The organism is Streptomyces sp. OR43, from assembly GCF_008042275.1.
GTDB lineage: Bacteria > Actinomycetota > Actinomycetes > Streptomycetales > Streptomycetaceae > Streptomyces.
In genome coordinates this window covers 2,075,340-2,091,296 of record NZ_RDBK01000043.1, presented here as the reverse complement: position 1 = coordinate 2,091,296, position 15,957 = coordinate 2,075,340, and the positions used below count along the sequence as shown (strand labels likewise).

Here is a 15,957-nt window from a genome sequence, read left to right as displayed (position 1 = left end):
GATCCGGGTCAGCATGCGCGGTTCGTCGTGCGCGGGCGGCAGGTGCAGGGCGTCGCGCAACGCGCCGGGCGGCGGCCCGACGGGTTCGATCGCGGGCAGCCGGAGCAGCAGCCGGTGGAGCGCCAGAAGCGCGGAGGCGTACGAGAAACGGTCCGGCCGCCCCGCCGGCGGCGGGGCGGGCAGCTCGTCCAACTGGGCCTGCCAGCGGGGCGGGAGCACTTCGTAGCGCCGGACCTCCGAGCCGATCAGCCCGGCGGCCAGGCCGGCCGCGTGCTCGTCCAGTTCCCGGCGGACCAGGCGCACAAGGTCGGCGGGCAGCCAGCCGCGATCCCAGGCACGCCGGATGAACTCCTCGCCCCGGCGCAACAGCTCCGCGTCGGAGGCCGGGTCGGCGGCGAGGAGGGATGCGCCGGTGTCGAGCCCGGAGTCGTCGTCCGAGTACAGGGCTGCCGCGAAGGCCTGGTCGATCACCGGTTCCATGAAGTCAGGGTAGGCGGGGCGGGCTCACCGGAATTCATCCACACCCTGTGGACAACTTTGGCCGAGCGCGTTGCCTGCGCTGCCGCGGCGGGGGCGGCCGGATCACCGCGCCCGCTCGCCCCCGCCGCGGTGAGGGGCGGCGGCCGCCACCCGCGCTGCGGCGAGGGAAGCCGGGACACCGCGCCCGCCCACCCCGCTGCGTGAGGGGGCACCGAGCGACCGCCCGTCTACCCCCACTGCGCTGAGGGGCAACGCGCCCGCCCCCTCACGGCAGCAGGACGATCTTCCCGCGTACGTGCCCCGCCTCGCTCAGCTCCTGCGCCCTGACCGCCTCGTCGAGCGGGAACGTCTCGGCGACCGGCACCCTCAGCTCGCCGTCGGCCGCGCGGCGGGCGTGCTCGGCCAGCTGCTTCCCGGACCGCGAGCCACCGCCGGAGAACGCGACGCCGTACTTGCCCGCGTCCGGGTCCGCGATGGTGACGATCCGGTCCGTCGTGCCGCCGCGGAGCTCGATGGAGTCCGGCAGCGCGCCGCGCCCCGCCGCGTCGAAGACCGCGTCCACACCCTGGGGAGCGGCTGCGCGGACCCGGTCGACCAGCCCGTCCCCGTACTCCACCGGGGTCGCACCGAGCACCCGCAGGTAATCGTGGTTGCCTGGGGACGCCGTGCCGATCACCGTCGCACCGCGGGCCGCCGCCAGCTGGACCGCGGCCGATCCGACCGCTCCGGCGGCCCCGTGCAGCAGCAGCGTCTCCCCCGCCTCCACGCCGAGTTCGTCCAGGACGCGCTGGGCCGTGTTCGTCGCGATGGTGAGGGCGGCCGCGTCCGGCCAGCTCAGCTCCGGGGGCTTGGGGGCGACGAGAGCGGCGTCGGCCAGGGCGTACTCGGCGTAGGAACCGGTGGCGCTCCAGCCCAGTACCTCGTCGCCCACCGCGATGCCGGTGACCCCTTCACCGGTCACGTCGACCACCCCGGCGAACTCGACGCCGGGAATCGCCGGGAGCGAGGTCGGGAACACGTCCTCCATCCAGCCGCGCCGGATCTTGTAGTCCATCGGGTTGACCGCGGCGGCCCGGACCTTCACCCGCACCTGCCCGGGACCGGGATGCGGGTCCTCGACCCGGGCGGGGTGCAGTACCTCGGGTCCGCCGAACTCCTCGAAAACGATCGCTTCCATCGTGTCGCCTGCCTCCTCGTCGCAACGGATCCGGACCGGGACGTGCCCTGAAGAGTCCCGCCTGCCCGGGCCCGGCCCATCCTTCCAGCGTCCCCGCCCGCGCGCGCTCCGCCTCGCTGTCAGTGCCGGGTGCCAGACTCGAATTCATGACCGAACGCTGGGCTGTGGCCGTGACGGAGAGCGGTGGCGCGCGCCTCGCCCCGCTGGACCGCACCGGCCGTCCCACCGCCCCGGCCGTCACCGAACCGGACCTCGCCGAGGCCGTCCGCTCGCGGCCCGGAGTCACCCGCTGGGTGTGGCGTTCGTCGGCCGAGGTCTACCCACGGCTGCTGGCCGCCGGAGTCCCGGTCGCGCGCTGTTACGACATCGAGGTCGCCGAGTCCCTCCTCCTGGGCCACGAGGGCCGGCTCGGCGAACCCCGCTCCGCCGCCGCCGCCCACGCCCGTCTGCTGCGCGGCCCGGTGCCGCCCGATCCGCCGCCGCGCTCCGCCGTACCGGGCTCCCAGTCCTCCCTGTTCGAGCCGCAGTCGGGGACCGAACTGCCCTTCGACGCCCTGCTCCAGGTGTACGCGGACCAGCTCGCCCGGCACGACGCCACGGACCGGCCGGGCCGGATGAGTCTGCTGACGGCCGCCGAGTCCGCCGGCATGCTGGTCGCCGCCGAGATGAACCGCTCGGGCCTGCCCTGGCGGGCCGACGTCCACCGCGAGGTGCTGCACGAGCTCCTGGGCGAGCGGTACGCGGGCGGCGGCGAGCCCCGGAAGCTGGCCGAGCTCGCGGACGAGGTGTCCGCCGCGTTCGGCCGCAGGGTCCGCCCGGACCTTCCCGCCGACGTGGTGAAGGCCTTCGCGCAGGCAGGCATCAAGGTGCGGTCGACCCGCCGCTGGGAGCTGGAGGAGCTGGACCATCCGGCGGTGCGTCCGCTCGTCCAGTACAAGAAGCTGTACCGGATCTGGACGGCCCACGGCTGGAGCTGGCTCCAGGACTGGGTCCGCGACGGCCGCTTCCGCCCCGAGTACCAGCCCGGCGGCACGGTGAGCGGCCGCTGGACGACCAACGGCGGCGGGGCGCTGCAGATCCCGAAGGTGATCCGGCGGGCGGTGGTGGCCGACGAGGGCTGGTGCCTGGTCGTCGCGGACGCCGACCAGATGGAGCCGAGGGTGCTGGCCGCCATCTCCCGCGACCCGGGCCTGATGGAGGTGGCCGGTCACGACGGCGACCTGTACACCGCGCTGTCCGACCGCGCCTTCCACGGCGACCGCGACCACGCCAAGATCGCGCTGCTCGGCGCGGTCTACGGTCAGACGTCGGGGGACGGCCTGAAGAACCTGGCGGCCCTGCGCCGGAGGTTCCCGCGCGCGGTCGCCTATGTGGACGACGCGGCGAAGGCGGGCGAGGAGGGCCGCCTCGTACGGACCTGGCTGGGCCGGACCAGCCCGCCCGCCGCGGGCAGCGGGGACGACGGGGAGGCCGGCATACCGCAGGAGAGCGACGACCCGCCGCCGGACGGCTCGGCGGCGACAGACGGCGGATTCACTCCGGGTTACGCCTCCTCCAACGCCCGTGCGCGGGGCCGCTTCACCCGCAACTTCGTGGTGCAGGGCAGTGCGGCCGACTGGGCGCTGCTGCTGCTGGCCGCGCTGCGCCAGTCGATCGCGGCGGCCGGACTCCGGGCGGAACTGGTCTTCTTCCAGCACGACGAGGTGATCGTGCACTGCCCTCAGGAGGAGGCCGGGACCGTGGTGGAGGCGATCCGGGCGGCCGGCGAACTGGCCGGACGGACCGCCTTCGGTGACACGCCGGTCCGCTTCCCGTTCACCACGGCGGTGGTGGAACGGTATGCGGACGCGAAGTGAACCGGCCCGCAACGGGGCCACACGTGGCACGGAAGCGGCCCGGGCCGGAAGACTCCGGCCCGGGCCTGGCGCGGCGCACACCCCGGGCAGAGGCCCGGGGCGTGCGCGCGCGGCGGTGGTACCCCGCCGGTCTGCCCGTCTACCCGCGCTCCCACAACGCGGGGACGTTCGACGGCTCCCAACCGGTCAGGGCGGTGTGAGCCTGCAGACAGCGGTAGGTGACCCCGCCGTATGTGACGCGGTCGCCCGCGTTGTAGAGCGTTCCGGCCTTCCAGGTGCCGCCCGTCGGCGGATCCGTCGGGTCGGTCGGCGGATCGGTCGGATCCGTGGGGTCCTGGGCGACGTCGAGGACGAAGTCGAAGGTCCCCTGCTTGCCGGAGCCCACGGACCGGACGTTCATCAGGAGCGCCGGGTCGTACAGGGCGTCGGTGTTGTTGCGCGGTTCGCCCGGGAAGTACAGCTGGGTGGTGAGGATGCCCGAGCCGGGCGCCTGGGCCTTCACATGGATGTGCCGGGTGCGGCCGGGGTACAGCCCCGCCACGATCGTCGTGAGCGTGAACGCGCCGGACCGGTCGGTGAACTGGTGGCCGCGGAAGGCGTATCCGCTCATGTCGTACGCACCGTTGGTGTCGGCCTGCCAGAAGTCCAGCAGCACGCCGGGGATGGGCCGGCACTCACGGCCGAAGACGTATCCGCTGACCGTCAGCCGAACGCCGGGAGTGCCCGCGGTCACCAGGCTGGTGCGCAGCGGGGAGTTGGGCTTGAAGTACGGGCCCTCCATCTGGTCGTGCGTGGGCTCGTCGCCGTCGTCGCAGTCCGGCGTCGGGGCGAGCCGCACCCCGGCGGCGCCGGCGTCGCGCGCCAGCGCGACCCCGCCCCCGGCGAGCAGCGGGACGGCGGTGGCGACCAGGGCCGCCTTGAGGAGGGTCTTGCGGCTGATGGGCCGGTCACCGGCGGAGCCGCCGGACGCGCCGGGTACCGGATCGGGCATCGGATCAGGGGTCAGGTCGGGGGTCCTTTCCCCCGCCCCCTCGCCTTCCCCGGGCCTCCGGCAGGCGCTGCGGCAACGCCGCTACCTGCGCACCGCCTGGCCGTGGCGCGCCACGCTCTACCTGCTGACGAGCGTGCCCCTGGGCCTCGCGACCCTCACCGCGCTCCTCCTCCTGGCCGTCGCGGGCAGCGCCCTCACCGTGGTCCTGATCGGTATCCCGCTCCTCCTCACCCTCGTGCTCGCCGGCATCCCGCTGGCCGCCCTGGAACGGCTCAGGCTGCGGCTGACCGACCCGCGGCCCCTCGCCCCGGCCCACCGCGAACCCGACGGCACCGGCCTCTCCGCCTGGCTGCGCACCCGTCTCCAGGAGCGGGCCACCTGGCGGGAGCTCGGCTACGCGCTGCTGTTCGCCCTGGTGCTGTGGCCGCTGGAGGCGCTGGCCGTGGGCACGGCCCTCGTCGTCTGCTGCGGACTGATCGCCGCTCCCGTGATGCTGGCGGCGAGCGGCGGCGAGGAGGCGCGCGTGCTCAAGATCTGGCTGATCGACAGCTACCCGCCCGCCGTCGCGGCGCTGCTCGCCGGACTGGTGCTGCTCCCCCTGTTCGCGTATCCGCTCGGGGTCCTGGCGGCCGGCCGGGCGGCGCTGACCCGGCACTTGCTCTCCGCACCGGAGCCCGGACTGGACTCCCGTATCCGCGAGTTGGGCCGCTCCCGGATGCGGCTCGTGGACGCCTTCGAGGCGGAACGCCGGCGGATCGAACGCGATCTGCACGACGGCGCGCAGCAACGGCTGGTCGCCCTGTCCATGACGCTCGGTCTGGCCCGGCTGGAGAACCCGGCCGAACCGCTGGCCGGGCTGCTCGCCAAGGCCCACGAGGAGGCCGGCGTCGCGCTGGTGGAGATCAGGGAGCTCATCCAGGGCATCCACCCCCAGGTCCTCACCGACCGCGGCCTCCGGGCGGCGGTCGAGGACATCGCGGATCGGTCGGTGGTCCCGGTGGACACGGACTTCGACCTGCCGGACCGGGTGCCCCAAGCGGTGGAGACGGCGGTCTACTTCGCGGTGTGCGAGGCGTTGGCCAACGTGGCCAAGCACAGCGGGGCCGGGCGCGCCCGGGTGAGCGGCCGGACGGAGCGGGGCCGGCTCGTGGTGGAGGTGTGGGACGACGGGACGGGTGGCGCCGACACCCGCGGCGGCACGGGGCTCCAGGGCGTGGCCGACCGTATCTCGGTGCTGGACGGCCACCTGCTAGTGTCCAGTCCGCCCGGCGGGCCCACGGTGTTTCGGCTGCAGGTCCCCATGTCACCTGCGGATACGAGGACGTGAGCGTGCGCATCGTACTGGCCGAGGACAGCGTCCTCCTGCGGGAAGGCCTCATCGGGCTGCTGGAGCGGTTCGGCCATCACGTGGTGGCGGGCGCCTCCACGGCGGACGAGCTCATCGCGGCCGTGGCCGAGCACGGCCCGGACATCGTGGTGACCGATGTGCGCATGCCGCCCGGCTTCTCCGACGAGGGCCTTCGCGCCGCGATCGAACTGCGCGCCCGGCAGCCGGAACTGCCCGTCCTCGTACTCAGCCAGTACGTCCAGCGGACCTACGCCGAGGACCTCCTCGACTCCGCGGACGGGGCGGGCGTCGGCTATCTGCTCAAGGAACGCATCGGCAACGTCGAGGAGTTCATCGACGCGCTGCACCGGGTCGCCGCCGGGAACACGGTCGTGGACCCGGAGGTGGTCCGCCAGCTGATCCGGCGCCGCCGGGACCCCCTGTCCCGGCTGACCGCGCGCGAGCAGGAGGTGCTGGCCCTGATGGCGGAGGGCAGGTCCAACGCGTCGATCGCCGCGGCGATGACGGTGAGCGAGGGCACGGTCAGCAAGCACTTCGGCAGCATCCTCGGCAAGCTCGACCTCTCGCTGGACGACACCACGAACCGCCGGGTGCTGGCGGTGCTGGCGTACCTACGGACCTGACCGACGTCGCCGTAACCCGTAATCCGTAAGCCGGCACCCAGCGCTCGTCACCGAGCACCCAGCACCCGTCACCGCTCTCGTGCTGAGCCATGCCGAGTCGGCCGACTCCGGCCTCCTCGACACCACCGTCGAGAGCTTCGACCGGCACTTCGCCGTGAACGCCCGCATCACCCTGGCCGCCTCCCACGAGCTCGCCCACCTGGGAGTGACCGCCAACGTCATCAACCCCGGCCCCGTGGACACCGGCTGGATGAACGACGAACTCTCCCGACGCCTCGTACGCGACACCCCACTGGGCCGCCTGGGCACCCCGCAGGACACCGCGCACCTGGTGGACTTCCTCTGCTCGCCGCAGGGTCAGTGGGTCAACGGCCAGCTGCTGAAGAGCAACGGCGGATCGGCGTAGTCCTCACCGGCCGCGCGGCGACCGGGCGACCGGGCGACCGGCCCCCGGAAGTCAGGACATGAGCCGTTGCAGCCGCGGCTCGACGAGCGGCCGGAAGATCCGCTGCACCACAGCGGTCATCAGCAGGACGGCCACAACGGCGGCCACCGCCGTCAGCGCGATCTTGCCCCACGGTGAATCGATGCGCTCGTAGACCCCGGCGTCCACCGCCGCACGGTAGAGCAGCGGGTGCAGCAGCAGGGCGTACATGGTGCGCGTGCCCATGACCGTGTACCAGGTCGTGCGGTTCGGGACGAGGGAGAAGAACGCCGCCGTCATGACAGCCGCGGCCACGAACAGCGCGACCCGCATGAAGAACCAGAACGACAGCGATACGTGCAGCTCGGTGTAGTCGTGCCGCCAGCTGAACCACTCCCATTCCTCCAGCCGCGGAGCGACCAGATAGAAGAGGGGCAGCGCGAGGCACAACACCACGGCCGACGCCACCCTGATGTGCCGGGCGCGCAGCCATGCGAAGTGCTCCCGGCGCAGTTGCAGGCCCAGCACGAAGAAGGGAAGGAACTGGAGCACCCGGGCGAACTGCAGGATGTTTCCGTTGCTGGTGAGGCCCGAAAGCATCGAGATGACGACAGCGACGGCCACCGGCCACCGCACGGCACGCCAGACGGGCGCGGTGATCCGCCAGATGAACAGAGCGACGAGGAACCAGCAGACGAACCAGGGCTGGAGGATCGTGATGTCGATCTCGCCCTCGTCGAGGACGTACTGCCGGACGAGCGCGTAGAGGGTCTCGAAGATGAGGTACGGGACCAGAACCCCGGTGATCAGCCGCTTCACCTGGTCCGGGCGCCCGGTGTAACTGCGGGAGAGGTAGCCGGACAGCACGATGAAGGCCGGCATGTGGAAGGAGTAGACCCAGGCCGCCGCAGACCTGACGGCATCACTGTGGTTGATCCAGTCGGCCCAGAAATGCGCACAGACCACAAGGACGAGCAGCAGGAACTTGGCATTGTCGAAAAACGGATCCCTGCCGTCCCGACCGGGCGTCGCGGGCGCCGTCGACCGTTCCGGTGCGGGCGGCGCCGTCAGCACCGCTCTCTCGCGTCCCGGCCCCGGTATCTCCCCGCCCATGGGGCTTGTCATCCGCCGTCTCCTCCACAACACCCTGCTGGTCGGGTCCATAGCAGCAGCGCGGAGTGCCGGCCGCCCGACCCGGGCGGTGATCATACCCATCGGCCCCGGACAGACGGCACCGAAGAGACTCCGCGCCGACCCACCGTATTCCCCCGCCGGCCACCGCCCGGCCACCGGGGAGGCGCGGCGCGCCCACGGGCGGCCCTGCCAGTACGTCAGGCGTCAGGCGTCAGGCGTCAGGCGTCAGGCACCCCATCGGGCGAACACTGCCTCCTCGACGCTGAAGGACACGCCGCAGTCCGCGCACTGAGCCCGGCCGAAGACGTAGGTCAGCTTGTGCGCCAGGTCAGGGTGGCCGTCTTTGATCATGCGCGCGTACAACCTTCCGGCCAGGCCGTCCATGAGCGAGGGATCCATGGGCCGGAGAGGGAACCGTGTGGCGGGCGCGCGCTCCATGTACATGGCATCCATGGTCGAGAAGCAGCCGTGCTCACCGAAGACGACGAAGTTCTCCGCCTCACAGGCGGGGCAGGGCAGTTCGTACTCCCCGCCGTTGAGTCCGTCGATCTGCTCACCCCAGACCTCGACACCCTCGAAGCTGAGGAGAGTACCCAGCAACTGAACGTAGTTGAGGGGGTCTCCGGTCAGCCCGGGGTCCCGCAGAGCTTCCTCGGTCAGCCCGCGCAACTCGGCTGTCGCAGCCGAACGGGACAGATACGGATCTTCTCCGTTGTCCGGCCGGTCGACGCTCGCGACGATGGCACCGGCCAGACAGAGCGGCGCGCTTCGCTCCGCGGCGGACCACTGGCGAGCCATCGCAGCGAGGGCAGGAAGTGCCGCGTAGCCGGCCGAATAGACCGTGCCCTGATGGCACAGCCGGGACCACAGCGCGCCCCACCCCGCGTCCTGCGGATCCGGGCTCATGGCGTCGAGGAGGCCGGGAATGTCCTGGGCGGTGCCGTAGGCGTGGTTGAGCCGGGACCAGTCCGTCATGCGGCTGATCCAAGCAAACGATGCGGCCCCGGTCGCCGCCGGGTCCGGGGCCCGGCGGGACGGCAGGCCGCGGACAGGACGAAGGCGACGCCGCGCCCGCCCAAAGCAAAAGCCCCAGGTCACGGCGAGTGAGTCCTGAGGCTTAAGCGGAGCCGCCTTCGGGATTCGAACCCGAGACCTACGCATTACGAGTGCGTTGCTCTGGCCAACTGAGCTAAGGCGGCGCGCCCTGTCGCACCATGATGCGATCAGCAGCGTCGCCAAGTCTACACAGTTTCGAGGGGTGCTCCGTACCGCCCCGTTGCCACGCCTCAGCCGCAGGTCAGGAGCACTTCTTGCCGTCGTCCGGTGCGGTGCCCTCCAGGAGGTACGTGTTGATCGCCGTGTCGATGCAGTCGCTGCCGCGGCCGTACGCCGTGTGCCCGTCGCCCTCGTAGGTGAGAAGCGTGCCCGACGACAGCTGGCCGGCCAGGGACTTCGCCCACTTGTACGGGGTCGCCGGGTCCCGGGTGGTGCCGACGACCACGATCGGGGCGGCACCCTCGGCCTTGATGGGGTGCGGGGTGCCGGTGGCGGGGACCGGCCAGTAGGCGCAGTTCAGGGAGGCCCAGGCGAAGCCCTTCCCGAAGACCGGCGAGGCCTTCTCGAAGGTGGGCAGGGCCTGGGTGACCGCCTGGGAGGTCGCGAAGGCGGGCGGGAGGTCGAGGCAGTTCACGGCCGCGTTGGCGTACATGAGGTTCGCGTACGTGCCGTTCGGCTCACGCTCGTAGTAGCTGTCCGCCAGCGAAAGCAGCCCCGAGCCGTCGCCCGCCTGGGCACCGGTGAGCGCCTCGCGGAGCTGGGGCCAGGCCGTCTCGTCGTACATGGCGGCGATGACGCCCGTGGTGGCGAGGGACTCGCCGAGCTTGCGGGACTCACCCGTGGCGATCGGCTTCGCGTCCAGGGCGTTGAACAGCTTCTTCAGGTTCGTCGCCGCGTCAGCGGCGGACGTCGTGCCGAGCGGGCAGTCGGCCTTCTTCACGCAGTCCGCCGCGAAGGACTGGAACGCGGTCTCGAACCCCGCGGTCTGGTCCCGGTTCATCTCCACCGACGGGAGCGAGGGGTCCATCGCGCCGTCGAGCACGAGGCGGCCCGCCCGGGCGGGGAAGAGCTCGGCATACGTCGCACCCAGGAACGTTCCGTACGAGGCACCGACGTAGTGCAGCTGCTCGTCCCCGAGGAGCTCCCGCAGGATGTCCATGTCGCGGGCCGTCTCCACGGTGGAGACGTGCGGCAGGATCTCGCCCGAGCGCTGCTCGCAGCCGGTGGCGAACTTCTTGAACGAACTGCTCAGCTTCGTGACCTCGACCGCGTCGTCAGGGGTCTGGTCGACCTGGGTGTACGCGTCCATCTGTGAACCGGTGAGGCACTCGACGGGCTCGCTGCGCGCCACCCCGCGCGGATCGATGGCGACCATGTCGTAGCGGGCGCGGACCTGGGCGGGGTAGCCGATCGCCGCGTATCCCTGGAGGTAGCCGATGGCCGATCCGCCGGGACCTCCCGGGTTGACGAGGAGCGAGCCGATCTTCTTGCCGGGGCCGGTGGCCTTCTTGCGGGAGACCGCCAGCTTGATCTCGCCGCCGTCCGGCTTCGCGTAGTCGAGCGGCGCCTTCATCGTGGTGCACTGGAATCCGGTGACCCCGCAGTCCCGCCAGTCCAGTCGCTGGGCGTAGAACGGCTTCAGCGCCGCCGGTACGGCGGAGGGTGTGGCCGAGGCCGCCTGCGCGGGCGACGAGGCTCCCGTCGTCGAACCCCCGTCGGTACAGCCGGAGATGAGGAGGCCGGCGGTGCCGAGCGACAGGGCGAGGGTGCGGAGCGGGCGCCTGGTATGCATGTCGGGAGCGTAGCCGCCGGGCGTCGGCTCGTCCGATTCCTTGCTCTTTCGGGTGATTCGGCGACCGGCCGGGCTGTCCCAGCGTCGGCTTGCGCGGCCGTGACCGGCGGTCTCAGCCCGCCCGCAGCGCCATCGTCATGGCCTCCACCGCGAGCAGCGGGGCCACATTGCGGTCCAGGGCCCGGCGGCAGGCGGTCACCGCCTCGATCCGGCGCAGGGTGCGCTCCGGTGTGGACGAGCGGGCGATGCGGTCGAGGGAGTCCTGGGCGTCCGCGTTGGCGATGGCGATCCGGGAACCCAGTTGCAGGGCGAGCACATCGCGGTAGAACCCGGTCAGCTCGGTGAGCGCCAGGTCGAGGCTGTCGCGCTGGGTGCGGGTCTTGCGGCGCTTCTGCCGGTCCTCCAGTTCCTTCATCACGCCCGCGGTGCCACGCGGCATCCGGCCCCCGGCCGAGGCGCCGAGTGCGGCCTTCATGTCTTCCGTCTCCTTGACGTCGACGTCCTCGGCCGCCTGCTTCGCGTCGTCGGTGGCGGTGTCGATCAGTTCCTGGGCGGCCTTGAGGCAGCCGCCGATGTCGTCGACCCGCAACGGAAGCTTCAGGACGGCCGCCCTGCGGGCACGCGCCCGCTCGTCGGTGGCGAGACGGCGGGCCCGGCCGATGTGGCCCTGGGTGGCGCGGGCGGCGGACGCGGCCCGCTCAGGATCGATGCCGTCGCGGCGGATCAGGACGTCGGCGACGGCGTCGACAGACGGGGTACGAAGGGTCAGGTGGCGGCAACGCGAACGGATCGTGGGCAGCACATCCTCCAGCGAGGGCGCGCAGAGCAGCCACACCGTGCGCGGCGCCGGCTCCTCGACCGCCTTGAGCAGCACATTGCCCGCGCCCTCGGTGAGGCGGTCGGCGTCCTCCATGACGATGACCTGCCATCGCCCGACGGCCGGCGAGAGCTGGGCCCGGCGGACCAGCTCGCGGGTCTCCTTCACGCCGATGGACAGCAGATCGGTGCGGATCACGTCGACATCGGCGTGCGTACCGATGAGGCTCGTGTGACAGCCGTCGCAGAAGCCGCAGCCCGGTGCGCCGCCCAGGGCACGGTCCGGACTGGTGCACTGCAGGGCGGCGGCGAAGGCCCGGGCGGCGGTGGACCGGCCGGAGCCCGGGGGGCCGGTGAACAGCCAGGCGTGGGTCATCTTCGAACCGGGCGGCACCGGCTGCCCCGCGGAATGGGCGGTGACCAGCGCGTCGGCGTCGCGGGCGGCGGCACCGAGCTGTTCCTGCACGCGGTCCTGGCCGACCAGGTCGTCCCATACGGACATGGGTCACCGCCCTTCCGGTGGTGTGCGGGCCGCGCCCCGCCGTTCCGTGGAACGGGTGGTACGGCTCCCTGTGGCTCTCGTCACGGCTGTCACCGTGGCGCTCGTCGGTCCGGCTTTCCATTGTGGGGGACGCCTCTGACAATCCCGGCAGACGGCCGCAGAACGGCGGCGGCCCGACCGGCCGGCCGGACACCGATGGCCCCGCGCCTGTTCGCGCGGGGCCATGCGGCGTCGTACCCGGTCAGCGGCGCGGACGGCGCCCCCGGCCCCTGGGCCCGGGGTCCTCGTCGTCGTGGTGGTCGCCGAGCAGCTCGTCCGCCAGCGTGGGCAGATCGTCCAGCGGCGTCTCCTCCGCCCAGTCCGGGCGCGGACGCCCCGACCGGCCGGACGGCCCCTGCCGGTCCGCGGGCGGGTTCGCCTGCGGGTCGGTGATCTGCGGCAGCTCGCGGGTGCGCTCGTTCTCGCCCTCCGGCGCGGATGCCGCCGGGCGCTCGTCCCGGAAGATGCCGCGCGGTACCCGGTCCGCGGGGTCGGCGTCGCGCCGTCCCGCGTCCCGTCCCTCGTCCCGGACCGGCGGCAGCACCGCCGTCTCGTCCGCCGCACCGGGGTGCCCGGGCGCGTCGGAGATCTTCGGGATCATCGCCGTCTCGGCCTCGTCGGAGGGCCAGGGCGCGGACGGCGACGCGCCGCGGGTCCGGCCGGAGCCGGACTGCGGATCCACCGGGGAAGGCACCGGCTGCGTGATCTCGTTCGGGTTGACGATCGGAGTCGGCACCGTCAGTTCGCTGTCCGGCTCGGACCGCGAGGACGAAGCGGACGACGAGGAGGACGGAGAGGACGAAGCGGTCGGCCCCGACGGGGAGGCCGCACGCGAAGCCCGCTCGGCAGCGGCCGCCTCCGCATCGGCTTCTGCCTGCGCCGCCGCTTCCCGGGCTCGGGCGCTCTCCGCGGCGGCAGCGGCCTCTGCCTCTGCCTGCCGTCGAGCCGCCTCGGCCCGGAGCAGTGCCTCCTCCGCCTTGCGCTGCTTCTCCAGACGCCGGGCCTCGGCTTCCTGGCGCAGCCGGGCCTCCTCCTCGGCCTGGCGGCGCAGCCGTGCCTGCTCGGCCTCGCGGGCCGCGTCCTCGGCCTCGACCCGGGCGCGCTCCTGTTCGGCGATGCGGCGGGCCTCCTCGGCTCGCTGCCTGGCCTCCTCCGCCTGGCGTTCGGCCTCGCGCCTGCGGGCTTCCTCCTCCTCGCGGCGCTTGCGCTCCTCCTCCTCGGCGCGGAGCTTGGCGAGCTGCTCCTGGCGCTCGCGCTCCAGACGCTCCTCCTCCGCCTTGCGCGCGGCCTCCTCCTCGGCGAGGCGCCTGGCCTCTTCCTCGGCGGCCTTGCGCGCCTCTTCCCGGGCCTTGATCTCGGCCTCGGAGAGCGGAAGGAGCTGGTCGAGCCGGTGCCGTACGACCGTGGTGATCGCCTCCGGTTCCTGGCCGGCGTCCACCACCAGGTAACGCGTCGGGGCGGCGGCGGCCAGCGTCAGGAACCCGGAGCGCACCCGGGCGTGAAACTCGGGCGGCTCGGACTCCAGCCGGTCGGGCGCTTCGGTGAACCGTTCCCTCGCGGTCTGCGGGTCGACGTCCAGCAGCACCGTCAAATGCGGTACGAGTCCGCTCGTCGCCCAGCGCGAGATCCGGGCGATCTCGGTCGGCGCGAGATCACGGCCCGCACCCTGGTAGGCGACGGACGAGTCGATGTAGCGGTCGGAGATGACGATCGCGCCCCGCTCCAGCGCCGGACGCACGACCGAGTCGACGTGCTCGGCGCGGTCGGCGGCGTACAGCAGGGCCTCGGCCCGGTTGGAGAGCCCTGCGGACGACACGTCCAGCAGGATCGAGCGCAGCCGCTTGCCGACCGGGGTCGCCCCCGGCTCGCGGGTGACGACGACCTCGTGGCCCTTGGCGCGGATCCACTCGGCGAGCGCCTCGACCTGGGTGGACTTGCCCGCTCCGTCACCGCCCTCCAGGGCGAGGAAGAAGCCCGTCGCGGCAGGCGCCACCGCCGGGTCCCCGCCGCGCAGCGCCTCGCGCAGGTCGCGGCGCAGCGGCACTCCGGAACGGTCGTCCGTCTTCGCGAGGACGATCGCGGCGACCGGCAGCAGCAGGGCGCCGATCAGCATCAGCGTGAAGGCGGCGCCGCCGTGCGCGAAGACGAAGTCGCCCGCGGTCAGCCGGTGGGTGCCGATCGCGGCGGCCACCAGCGGGCCGCCGACCGCGCCGAGCGCGATCAGGACCCGGACGACGGCCTGGAGGTGCTCGGTGGTCCGGGCCCGGCGGAACTCCTCGGTCTCCTGGTCGACGAGCACATGGCCGGTGTTCGCGGCGACACCCGCCGCGTATCCGGCGAGCACGGCGAGCAGGAGGACGGTCGCCGTGTCCGGGACCAGGCCCATCGCCAGGAGGGCGACACCGGTGACGGCGGTGGCCAGGGAGAGCAGCCGACGCCGCGACAGCGTGGGCAGCACCTTCTGCGCGGTGCGGATGCCGACACCCGTACCGCCGGTCAGCCCGAGGATCAGCAGGGCGAAGGTGGCGGGACCGCCGCCGAGGTCGGCGGCGTCCAGCACGGCGACGGCGGCCGCGGCCGCGATCGCCCCGGCGACCGCGGCGCAGGTCGCGACGATCAGCGGGACGGCGCCGGTGCGGCCCTTGTCAGGTCCGCTGCCGGCGGACGGCCGGCGCAGGCCCTCCAGGGGCGAGCGCGGACGGGGCGTCGGCGTGCCGGGCAGTTCCAGGAAGTACAGGGTGGAGATCGAGGCGGAGAACAGCCCGGCCGCGACGTAAGAGCCGAGGGCCGCCTGGTGGAAGGAGAACCACTCCAGGCCCGAGCCCAGCAGGTTGCCGATCAGCGTGGCGACCAGCAGAACGGCCGCGGCGGCGGGAACGGCGGCGAAGTCCGTACGCAGGGACAGCCGGCGCAGTGAGTCCAGGTGGTCCGGCAACGGGCGCACCGCGGCGCCCTCGATCGGCGGTGCGGGCAGCAGCGCGGGCGCCGCCCCGTCCTTCGCGATCGTCCACAGGCGCTCACCGGCACCGGTGACGAAGACGGTGATGAGGATCATCATGAGCGCCTTGTCGGGCGTCCAGTCGATCCACAGGGGCGCGACGACCAGCAGCGCGAGCCGCAGCCCGTCGGCGCCGATCATCAGCCATCGCCGGTCGAGCGGCCCTCCAGGCGCCGTCAGGGTCGTCAGCGGCCCCAGGAGTACGGCTCCGAAGAGCAGGGTGGAAATAATCCGGGCCCCGAAGACGGCGGCGACGGCGAAGGCCGCCCCGCGGTATCCGGATCCGAATGAGCCCTCAAGGACCGCCGCTTGCAGCGACAGCAACACCAGCACGAGAAGGGCGAGTGCATCGCCGGTACTGCCGATGAGCTGGGCGCTCCACAACCGCTTCAGCGGGGGAACACGCAACAGGGCTCGTACGGCGCGCTCGCGTGAGTCTGCGGCAAGTGTGTCGGAGGTGGGGCTCACGACCGTTGGCTGCTCGGCTCGCGTCATCCGCCCAGCCTATCGGGAGCGGGACGGTGCCCGGGGTCCGCGTCCGAACATACGACCGTCGGCCTCACGATCCGACCCGCCCGAGGGCCATACGGACCCCGGCTTCCGGAGCCACAGCGCCCGTCCCTCGGCCCCTCCCGGCGTACTTCCAGTCCCGTCGCCGCAAGATCGAGCCCCTCCGGCGTTTGGAGGAGCGGGGGTCCGGGGGCGAAGCCCTCGGCTACGG

At 72.8% G+C, this 15,957-nt stretch carries 10 protein-coding genes, 1 tRNA gene and 2 pseudogenes; 4 read left to right on the top strand and 9 right to left on the bottom strand.

What is annotated here, in order from left to right; genetic code table 11:
- Together EAO72_RS28220 and EAO72_RS28215 are read right to left on the bottom strand one after the other, a co-directional pair.
- Window positions 1-480 (bottom strand): annotated as a pseudogene (locus tag EAO72_RS28220) (DUF2786 domain-containing protein); the annotation flags it as partial.
- Window positions 481-745: 265 nt separating this feature from the next.
- A complete protein-coding gene (locus EAO72_RS28215) occupies window positions 746-1,657 on the bottom strand; it encodes an NADP-dependent oxidoreductase (RefSeq protein WP_148019978.1) in 912 nt (303 codons plus the stop codon).
- A gap of 146 nt (window positions 1,658-1,803) precedes the next feature.
- Here EAO72_RS28215 and EAO72_RS28210 point away from each other — a divergent pair, with 146 nt between their 5' ends.
- A complete protein-coding gene (locus EAO72_RS28210; protein WP_148019977.1) occupies window positions 1,804-3,513 on the top strand; it encodes a bifunctional 3'-5' exonuclease/DNA polymerase in 1,710 nt (569 codons plus the stop codon).
- A gap of 139 nt (window positions 3,514-3,652) precedes the next feature.
- Here the strand turns inward: EAO72_RS28210 and EAO72_RS28205 are convergent, their stop codons facing one another.
- Window positions 3,653-4,504 carry a carbohydrate-binding protein gene (locus EAO72_RS28205; protein WP_148019976.1) on the bottom strand — a complete coding sequence of 284 codons (852 nt, stop codon included), beginning with the start codon at window positions 4,502-4,504 and terminating at the stop codon, window positions 3,653-3,655.
- Between EAO72_RS28205 and EAO72_RS28200 the strand changes: the two genes are divergently transcribed.
- The 3 genes and pseudogenes from EAO72_RS28200 to EAO72_RS28190 all read left to right on the top strand — a co-directional run.
- Window positions 4,452-5,831: a sensor histidine kinase gene (locus EAO72_RS28200; RefSeq protein ID WP_148019975.1), complete on the top strand. Its 1,380-nt coding sequence runs from the start codon at window positions 4,452-4,454 to the stop codon at window positions 5,829-5,831. The two genes, EAO72_RS28205 and EAO72_RS28200, sit on opposite strands and share 53 nt — an antisense overlap.
- 2 nt (window positions 5,832-5,833) lie before the next feature.
- Window positions 5,834-6,475, top strand: coding sequence for a response regulator (locus EAO72_RS28195; RefSeq protein WP_148019974.1), 642 nt, complete (start codon window positions 5,834-5,836; stop codon window positions 6,473-6,475).
- Between the two features lie 64 nt (window positions 6,476-6,539).
- A pseudogene (locus tag EAO72_RS28190) lies at window positions 6,540-6,881 on the top strand (SDR family oxidoreductase); the annotation flags it as partial.
- Window positions 6,882-6,932: 51 nt separating this feature from the next.
- Here the strand turns inward: EAO72_RS28190 and EAO72_RS28185 are convergent.
- The 6 genes from EAO72_RS28185 to tmk all read right to left on the bottom strand — a co-directional run bounded on the left by EAO72_RS28185 (window position 6,933) and on the right by tmk (window position 15,731).
- Entirely contained in the window at window positions 6,933-8,024 is a 1,092-nt protein-coding gene (locus tag EAO72_RS28185) for an acyltransferase family protein (RefSeq protein WP_187285250.1), read from the bottom strand.
- Window positions 8,025-8,258: 234 nt separating this feature from the next.
- Window positions 8,259-9,008 (bottom strand): hypothetical protein, encoded by a 750-nt coding sequence (locus EAO72_RS28180; protein ID WP_148019972.1) that lies wholly within the window; start codon window positions 9,006-9,008, stop codon window positions 8,259-8,261.
- A 150-nt stretch (window positions 9,009-9,158) separates the two neighbouring features.
- Window positions 9,159-9,232, bottom strand: a tRNA-Thr gene (locus tag EAO72_RS28175).
- Window positions 9,233-9,330: 98 nt separating this feature from the next.
- On the bottom strand, window positions 9,331-10,881 hold the full coding sequence (locus EAO72_RS28170; RefSeq protein WP_148019971.1) for an alpha/beta hydrolase: 1,551 nt from the start codon (window positions 10,879-10,881) through the stop codon (window positions 9,331-9,333).
- Window positions 10,882-10,993: 112 nt separating this feature from the next.
- Entirely contained in the window at window positions 10,994-12,199 is a 1,206-nt protein-coding gene (locus EAO72_RS28165; RefSeq protein ID WP_148019970.1) for a DNA polymerase III subunit delta', read from the bottom strand.
- Window positions 12,200-12,440: 241 nt separating this feature from the next.
- Complete coding sequence (gene tmk, locus EAO72_RS28160; RefSeq protein ID WP_187285249.1) at window positions 12,441-15,731, bottom strand: dTMP kinase; 3,291 nt, start codon at window positions 15,729-15,731, stop codon at window positions 12,441-12,443.
- Window positions 15,732-15,957 lie beyond the last annotated feature (226 nt).